The sequence below is a fragment of the Streptomyces sp. NPDC001970 genome (assembly GCF_053594115.1).
This window is the reverse complement of sequence record NZ_JBSFDW010000011.1, coordinates 195,982-202,942: the sequence shown is the minus strand read 5'-3', so window position 1 is coordinate 202,942 and position 6,961 is coordinate 195,982. Positions and strand designations below refer to the sequence as shown.

The following is a 6,961-nucleotide window of genomic DNA, read 5'->3' as shown; positions in this document are numbered from 1 at the left end:
ATCGACCGTCAGATCATCCGCGAAATGCCGATCACCGGTGGCATCGGGCACATACTTCACACAGACAACGATCCTCAAGCTCACGCCGGCTCTCCTACTGCATCGTCATTTCTGAGCTGCCTTGTGCAGGCAGCATAGGCGCCTGAAGGCGGGGTTTCCGGTCGGGGCGACCGGCGCTCCGAACGAAATATTACTCGCCAGTACACCTACTGCGTACCCACTGAGCAAGCGCTTGGAACTGTGACCTTGCCAACGCTGCGTAGTCGGGAACTCTCAGTCCCTGAGCGCGTTGAAGCGGCCCTGGTGATAGAGGAGCGGGCGGCCGGCACCGGCCCGGTCCCCGGCGACGGCGGCGGCGACGACAATGCGATGGTCCCCCGCCGGCACCCGGGCGACGACCCGGCAGACCAGCCACGCCAGCACCCCGTCCAGGACGGGAACTTCCTCCGGTCCGGTACGCCATTGGGTGGGCGGCGCGAAGCGGTCGGCGCCGCTGCGCGCGAAGGTCGCCGCCAGCTCGCGCTGGTGCTCGCCGAGTATGTGGACGCCGATGTGCTCGGCCCGCGAGACGACGGGCCAGCTGGACGAGGTGGTGCCGACGCCGAACGAGATCAGCGGGGGCTCGGCCGCGACGGAGGTGAGCGAGGTAGCCGTGAAGCCGACGGGGCGCTCACCCCGGGCGGTGATGACGGCGACCCCTGCCGCGTGCTGCCGGAAGACGGAGCGGAGCAGATCGGGAGAGGCCAGCTGAGGGGTGCCGAGGTCGGGCGAAGCCGTCATGGAGTCGTCCTTCTGCGGTGGTCGCGTACGGGTCCGTGGTCGCTCAGGCACCCGGACAGCGCGCGCTCGCGTTGCGGGCCAGGTCCACATGGGGCCGGCCGAAGAGAAGGAGTCGTCGTGGCACCTCGTCAGACTGACGATTGTTGGCAGGTGCAGTCAAGTGGGCCCTGAGCGATGCGAGCTGTGTCACGACACGCCCACGCCCCGCTCACACCGCCTCGCCGAGCGCCGCGATCACATCGGCCTTACGGGGCTGTCCCGACGCCCTCCGCACGATCCGGCCGCACGCGTCGAGCACCAGCACGGTGGGCGTCCTCAGGATCTCCAGCTCGCGCACCAGCGGGAGCCGCTCCTCGGCGTCGATCTCCACATGGGCCACGCCGCCGACCATGCCCGCCACTTCGGCAAGGGTCCGCCGGGTCGCCCGGCAGGGCTGACAGAAGGCGCTGGAGAACTGCACGAGCGTGGCCCGCTCCCCCAGCTCCGCCCCCAGATCGGCCGCGCCGAGCCTGCGCTCCTCGTCCCGCCCGCGCACCTTCAGCCTCCCGTTGTTCCTCCGGTGCAGCAGACCGAAGGCCCCCGCCACCGCGAGGACCACCGCACACACCACAAGTCCGGTCATGGTTCCCTCCCGACTCCCTTCCAGCGTTCACAGGATCGCAAAGATTCCCGCCCCCGCTCTCCGCGTGTCCTGCGGGATCCTGGGCCGCATGGACATCGACGTCAGAGGGCCTCGCTTCGGCGCCGCCGTGACCACCGTCGTACTCGCGGCCGTTCTCATCACCTCCAGCGGGATCCTGCTCGCCTGGCAGGCGCTGTGTTTCGCGGTCGGGGCCGTGGCCGGCGTCCAGCGCTCCCCGTACGGATGGCTCTTCCGGACGGTCGTCAGGCCGCGGATCGGCCCGCCCACGGAGCTGGAGTCCCCTGCTCCGCCGCGCTTCGCGCAGGCCGTCGGGCTCGGCTTCGCCCTGCTGGGGCTCGTCGGCTACGTCTGGGGGCCCGAGTGGCTGGGGATGGCGGCCACCGCGTGCGCGCTGGCCGCGGCGTTTCTGAACGCCGCCTTCTCGTACTGCCTCGGCTGCGAGATGTACGTGCTGCTCCGCCGGGCAACGGCGGCGCGCGGCTGATCTGTTGAGCGCGTCGTGAACGGGATGACCGCGTGTCGGGAGCCACGAGGTGACGCGACGTGACGAGAATCTCTCCGTGCGACGGCCCAAGGACTGGCCGTTACGCCGCGCATGGGGCACGATCTGCCCAATGCCGAAAACCTACGGCTGCGTAACTTCCGCCGGGCGAACCCCTCCCCGGGGCACAGTAAGGAAGGGTCTCCCCACACATGGCAGAGCTCGTCTACCGGCCGGTCGTCGGCGCCGCTCTCACGATGTTCAAGGCGCTCGACCTGAAGATCGAGACCAAGGGTTCGGAGAACATTCCGCGCTCCGGCGGGGCGGTGCTGGTGAGCAACCACATCAGCTACCTCGACTTCATCTTCTCCGGCCTGGCGGCGCTGCCGCAGAAGCGGCTGGTCCGCTTCATGGCGAAGGACTCGGTGTTCCGGCACCGGATCTCGGGTCCGCTGATGCGCGGGATGAAGCACATCCCGGTGGACCGCTCGCAGGGCGAGGCGGCGTATGCGCACGCGCTGGACTCGCTGCGTGCCGGCGAGATCATCGGGGTCTTCCCGGAGGCCACGATCTCCCAATCGTTCACGCTGAAGAGCTTCAAGTCGGGTGCGGCGCGCCTCGCCCAGGAGGCCGGGGTGCCGCTGATCCCGATGGCGCTGTGGGGCACCCAGCGTCTGTGGACCAAGGGACGGCCGAAGAACCTCAGGCGCAGCCACATCCCGGTGACCATCCGGGTCGGGGAGCCGGTCGAGGCGCCCACCGACCAGTACGCGGGCGCGATCAGCCGTCGGCTGCGCGAGCGGGTGCAGGAGCTGCTGGAGGCGGCCCAGCGCGCCTATCCCGTACGCCCCAAGGACCCGAGCGACACCTGGTGGGTGCCCGCGCACCTCGGGGGCACGGCGCCGACCCCGGCCGAGGTCCGCGAGGCCAGCTGAGCGGCTCGTCGTCCGGAGCCGGGCCGACGAGCAGAAACGTCACTTCGGGGTGTGGACGGTGATCCGTGCCCCGGGGCTCAGCTTCTCCAGCGACTCGGCGAGTTCGGCGCCCGCGGCCTCGAGCTCGCCGGTCGTCATGGGCGCGAGCGACTCCAGCAGGAAGATCGCGTTCACCGATTCCTCGGTGAGCCGGGTGCGCGGGCCCTGGCGCCAGTTCCAGCGCCGGCAGGTGACGCCCTCGTCGTCGCACCAGACGATCTCGCCCGCTTCCGGGTGCTCCACCGTCTCCTCGCCCGCCGCGGCGGTGACGAACGGTTCGTCGCCGGTCGCGCGCACGAGACGCATGCCGCCCTGCACACGGTCCAGATCCTCGCCGCCGACCGGGATCAGATGGGCCACGCTGATCGCGTTGTAGGCGTCCACGAGCAGGTTGATGCGCGGCAGGCCGCCGTCGGCGAGCGCGCGCCTGGCAAGCGCCTCCGCGGAGTTGCGCGTGCGGGACGGCTTGGCGCCGAAGGCGCTGTAGGCCGCGCGCCAGGCGGTCATGTGCGGGGCCTCGTGCGGTGCGCGGCCGTCCAGCCGCTCGGCGAGCCGGCGCGCGGCATCGTCGAGGAGCGCCGAACTCGCTTCGCTGCTTGGACCGTTGACCAGGCCATGGGCCTCGATCACGAGATGGGTGAAGCCGGGTACGAGGCTGCGCACCTCGTCGGACACGGTGAGCGTGAGGGTCATCGTCTGCCTTGCTTCGGCGTTCAGCGCTTCGGAGCGCGACGGAAAGGACTGCGCAGTCCATCATACGGCACTGCGCAGTCCACTTCATTGACCTTTCGTGCCCCGTTCCCGGGCGGCGGCCCTGCTACCGGGCCATCTCTTCCTTCAGCGCCTGGAGGAAGGCGTCCACATCGTCCTCCGTGGTGTCGAAGGAGCACATCCAGCGCACGTCGCCGGCCGACTCGTCCCAGAAGTAGAAGCGGAAGCGCTGCTGCAGCCGCCGGCTCACGTCGTGCGGAAGGCGCGCGAAGACCGCATTGGCCTGGACCGGGTGGAGGATCTCGACGCCGTCCACCGCCCGTACGCCCTCGGCGAGGCGCTGGGCCATGGCGTTGGAGTGCCGGGCGTTGCGCAGCCACAGGTCCTTCGCGAGCAGCGCCTCCAGCTGCACGGAGACGAAGCGCATCTTGGAGGCGAGCTGCATGGACAGCTTGCGCAGGTGCTTCATGTGGCTGACGGCGTCCGGGTTCAGGACGACGACGGCCTCGCCGAAGAGCATGCCGTTCTTGGTGCCGCCGTACGAGATGACGTCCACGCCCACCGCGTTGGTGAACGCGCGCATGGGCACGTCCAGCGACGCGGCGGCGTTGGCTATCCGGGCCCCGTCGAGATGGACCTTCATGCCGAGGCCGTGCGCGTGCTCGACGATCGCGCGGATCTCGTCCACCGTGTAGACGGTGCCCAGCTCGGTGTTCTGGGTGATCGAGACCACCTGCGGCATGGCGCGGTGCTCGTCGTCCCAGCCGTACGCCTGCCGGTCGATCAGCTCGGGCGTGAGCTTGCCGTCGGGCGTCGGCACCGTCAGCAGCTTGAGCCCGCCGACCCGCTCGGGCGCCCCGCACTCGTCGACGTTGATGTGCGCGGACTCGGCGCAGATCACCGCCCCCCAGCGGTCGGTGAGCGCCTGGAGGGCGACGACATTGGCCCCTGTGCCGTTGAAGACCGGGAACGCCTCGGCGCCGGAGCCGAAGTGGCTGTGCATGATCCGCTGGAGGTGGTCCGTGTAGTCGTCCTCGCCGTAGGAGACCTGGTGGCCGCCGTTGGCCAGGGCGAGGGCGGCCAGGATCTCCGGGTGCGCGCCCGCGTAGTTGTCGCTCGCGAAGCCCCGGACGTCGGGGTCGTGGTGGCGGCGGGCATCCGTGCGAACGGTCTTCGCCGGGATCACGGCTTGGGGGTCAGCCACAGGCGCTGTCCATTCACTTCCGGGGCGGGCCGGTCCCAGACTCCGGCAATGGCCTCGGCCAGTTCCTTGACGTCCGTGAAGCCCGCGAACTTCGCATTCGGGCGCTCGGCGCGCATGGCGTCGTGCACCAGTGCCTTGATGATCAGGATGGCAGCCGCCGTGCGCGGGCCTTCCTCGCCCCCAGCCTTCCTGAACGAGTCGGCGAGCGCCAGGGTCCAGGCCTCGGCGGCGGCCTTGGCCGCGGCATAGGCGGCGTTGCCCTCGGCGGGCCTGGTCGCGCCGGACTGGCTGACCAGCACGAAGCGGCCCCGGTCGCTGCGCTTCAGCGCCTCGTGGAAGGCGAGCGACGTGTGCTGGACGGTGCGGATCAGCAGCTTGTCCAGCAGGTCCCAGTCCGCGAGGTTCGTCTCGGCGAAGGTGGCGCTGCCGCGCCAGCCGCCGACGAGATGGACGAGACCGTCGATGCGGCCGAACTCCTTCTCGGTCTGGTTCGCCCAGTCCTGCGCGGCAGCCGGATCGAGCAGGTCGACCGTGTCCCCGGTGACGGTCGCGCCGCCGTGCGCGTACCGGGCGGCGTCGACCGCCTCGGCGAGGCGCTCGGTGTCCGCGTCGGCGCCCACGACGACCGCCCCGGCCTCCGCGAGGCGCAGCAGGGTGGCGCGGCCGGCCGGGCCTGCGGCACCGGCCACCGCGATCACGGCGCCGTCCAGCACTCCGCCATTGCCGTTCGAGTTCATAGTGGTCGTCTCCTCCGTGCGAGAGCTCACGCGGCGACCCGCTCAGCTGCGTCGGCAGTGATCCCCTTGGTGGAGGCGATCACGTCCTTCAGCTTCTTGGAGAGCGCCTCATAGAACATGCTGAGCGGAAACTCGTCCGGAAGCACGTCGTCCACGAGCTTGCGCGGCGGCTGGGAGACGTCCAGGGCGTCGGGACCCTTGGCCCAGCGGGAGCCGGGGTGCGGGGCGAGGTAGTCGGCGACCAGGTCGTACGCCTTGAACCAGTGGACCAGCTTGGGGCGGTCGATGCCGTCCCGGTACAGCTTCTCGATCTCGGCGCAGAGCTGGTTGGTGACCTGCGGGGCCCGCTCCCAGTCGATCCTCAGCTTGTTGTCGGTCCAGCGGACCACGTCGTGCTTGTGCAGGTACGCGAAGAGCAGCTGGCCGCCGAGGCCGTCGTAGTTGCGGACACGGTCGCCGGTGACCGGGAAGCGGAACATGCGGTCGAACAGCACCGCGTACTGCACGTCGCGGCCGTGCGGGTTGCCCTCGGCCTCGAGCTTCACGGCCTCCTTGAAGGCGGTGAGGTCGCAGCGCAGCTCCTCCAGGCCGTACATCCAGAACGGCTGGCGCTGCTTGATCATGAACGGGTCGAAGGGCAGGTCGCCGTGGCTGTGGGTGCGGTCGTGGACCATGTCCCAGAGGACGAAGGCCTTCTCGCAGCGCCCCTGGTCGTGGACCATCACGGCGATGTCGTCGGGAAGCTCGATGCCGAGGAGCTCCACCGCCGCGGCCGTGACACGGCGGAAGCGGGCGGCCTCGCGGTCGCAGAAGATGCCGCCCCAGCTGAACCGCTCGGGGGCCTCGCGCACGGCTATGGTCTCGGGGAACAGGACGGCCGAGTTGGTGTCGTACCCGGCGGTGAAGTCCTCGAAGGTGATCCCGCAGAAGAGCGGGTTGTCGTAGCGGGTGGCCTCCAGGTCGGCGAGCCAGTCCGGCCAGACCATGCGCAGCACGACCGCTTCGAGATTGCGGTCCGGGTTGCCGTTCTGCGTGTACATGGGGAAGACGACCAGGTGCTGAAGGCCGTCCACGCGGTTCGCGGCGGGTTGGAAGGCGAGGAGCGAGTCCAGGAAGTCCGGCACGTCGAAGGCGCTGTCGGCCCACTTCTGCAGATCGGCTACGAGCGCGCGGTGGTACGCGGCGTCGTGCGGGAGCAGCGGGGAGAGCTCCTCGATCGCAGCGGTCAGGCGCTCGACGGCGTACTCGGCGGCGGCGCGCACCGGGGCGCCCTCGGCGTCGAAGTCGATCGAGCCGTCCTTGGACTGCCAGGGCCGGATCTCCCCGACGGCGTTCTTGAGCGTCCGCCACGCCGGGTGATCGACCACTCGCTCCGCAGTGGCTATGTCCCCACCAGCAGCATCCTGCACAAGAATTTCCGTCATGTCACTT

Annotated in this window: 8 protein-coding genes and 1 pseudogene; 2 read left to right on the top strand and 7 right to left on the bottom strand. The window is 70.0% G+C overall.

Annotation, left to right across the window (positions count from 1 at the left end; translation table 11 throughout):
- From ACWCP0_RS16765 to ACWCP0_RS16755, 3 genes and pseudogenes are all read right to left on the bottom strand, one after another.
- A pseudogene (locus ACWCP0_RS16765) lies at positions 1 to 84 on the bottom strand (electron transfer flavoprotein subunit beta); the annotation flags it as partial.
- A 189-nt stretch (positions 85 to 273) separates the two neighbouring features.
- Positions 274 to 780: a flavin reductase family protein gene (locus ACWCP0_RS16760; protein WP_451079532.1), complete on the bottom strand. Its 507-nt coding sequence runs from the start codon at positions 778 to 780 to the stop codon at positions 274 to 276.
- A 208-nt stretch (positions 781 to 988) separates the two neighbouring features.
- Positions 989 to 1,402 carry a TlpA family protein disulfide reductase gene (locus tag ACWCP0_RS16755; protein WP_451079531.1) on the bottom strand — a complete coding sequence of 138 codons (414 nt, stop codon included), beginning with the start codon at positions 1,400 to 1,402 and terminating at the stop codon, positions 989 to 991.
- Positions 1,403 to 1,490: 88 nt separating this feature from the next.
- Here ACWCP0_RS16755 and ACWCP0_RS16750 point away from each other — a divergent pair, with 88 nt between their 5' ends.
- Both ACWCP0_RS16750 and ACWCP0_RS16745 read left to right on the top strand, forming a co-directional pair.
- Complete coding sequence (locus tag ACWCP0_RS16750) at positions 1,491 to 1,907, top strand: DUF4395 domain-containing protein (RefSeq protein ID WP_451079530.1); 417 nt, start codon at positions 1,491 to 1,493, stop codon at positions 1,905 to 1,907.
- Between the two features lie 209 nt (positions 1,908 to 2,116).
- Positions 2,117 to 2,839 (top strand): lysophospholipid acyltransferase family protein, encoded by a 723-nt coding sequence (locus ACWCP0_RS16745; protein WP_451079529.1) that lies wholly within the window; start codon positions 2,117 to 2,119, stop codon positions 2,837 to 2,839.
- A 39-nt stretch (positions 2,840 to 2,878) separates the two neighbouring features.
- Here ACWCP0_RS16745 and ACWCP0_RS16740 read toward each other — a convergent pair whose 3' ends face one another.
- The 4 genes from ACWCP0_RS16740 to ACWCP0_RS16725 all read right to left on the bottom strand — a co-directional run bounded on the left by ACWCP0_RS16740 (position 2,879) and on the right by ACWCP0_RS16725 (position 6,954).
- A complete protein-coding gene (locus ACWCP0_RS16740) occupies positions 2,879 to 3,571 on the bottom strand; it encodes a B3/B4 domain-containing protein (RefSeq protein ID WP_451079528.1) in 693 nt (230 codons plus the stop codon).
- Between the two features lie 124 nt (positions 3,572 to 3,695).
- On the bottom strand, positions 3,696 to 4,775 hold the full coding sequence (locus ACWCP0_RS16735) for a threonine aldolase family protein (RefSeq protein ID WP_451079545.1): 1,080 nt from the start codon (positions 4,773 to 4,775) through the stop codon (positions 3,696 to 3,698).
- A complete protein-coding gene (locus ACWCP0_RS16730) occupies positions 4,772 to 5,530 on the bottom strand; it encodes an SDR family NAD(P)-dependent oxidoreductase (RefSeq protein ID WP_451079527.1) in 759 nt (252 codons plus the stop codon). Before ACWCP0_RS16730 ends, ACWCP0_RS16735 begins: the two co-directional genes overlap by 4 nt.
- Positions 5,531 to 5,556: 26 nt before the next feature.
- Positions 5,557 to 6,954, bottom strand: a complete 1,398-nt coding sequence (locus ACWCP0_RS16725) for a DUF6421 family protein (protein ID WP_451079526.1) — start codon at positions 6,952 to 6,954, stop codon at positions 5,557 to 5,559.
- Between the last annotated feature and the right edge of the window lie 7 nt (positions 6,955 to 6,961).

Bases quoted from the DNA above. Each gene is read 5' to 3' on its own strand.
- ACWCP0_RS16730 (WP_451079527.1), bottom strand. From the start codon at position 5,530: ATGAACTCGAACGGCAATGGCGGAGTGCTGGACGGCGCCGTGATCGCG.
- ACWCP0_RS16750 (WP_451079530.1), top strand. From the start codon at position 1,491: ATGGACATCGACGTCAGAGGGCCTCGCTTCGGCGCCGCCGTGACCACC.
- ACWCP0_RS16745 (WP_451079529.1), top strand. From the start codon at position 2,117: ATGGCAGAGCTCGTCTACCGGCCGGTCGTCGGCGCCGCTCTCACGATG.
- ACWCP0_RS16740 (WP_451079528.1), bottom strand. From the start codon at position 3,571: ATGACCCTCACGCTCACCGTGTCCGACGAGGTGCGCAGCCTCGTACCC.
- ACWCP0_RS16725 (WP_451079526.1), bottom strand. From the start codon at position 6,954: ATGACGGAAATTCTTGTGCAGGATGCTGCTGGTGGGGACATAGCCACT.
- ACWCP0_RS16755 (WP_451079531.1), bottom strand. From the start codon at position 1,402: ATGACCGGACTTGTGGTGTGTGCGGTGGTCCTCGCGGTGGCGGGGGCC.
- ACWCP0_RS16760 (WP_451079532.1), bottom strand. From the start codon at position 780: ATGACGGCTTCGCCCGACCTCGGCACCCCTCAGCTGGCCTCTCCCGAT.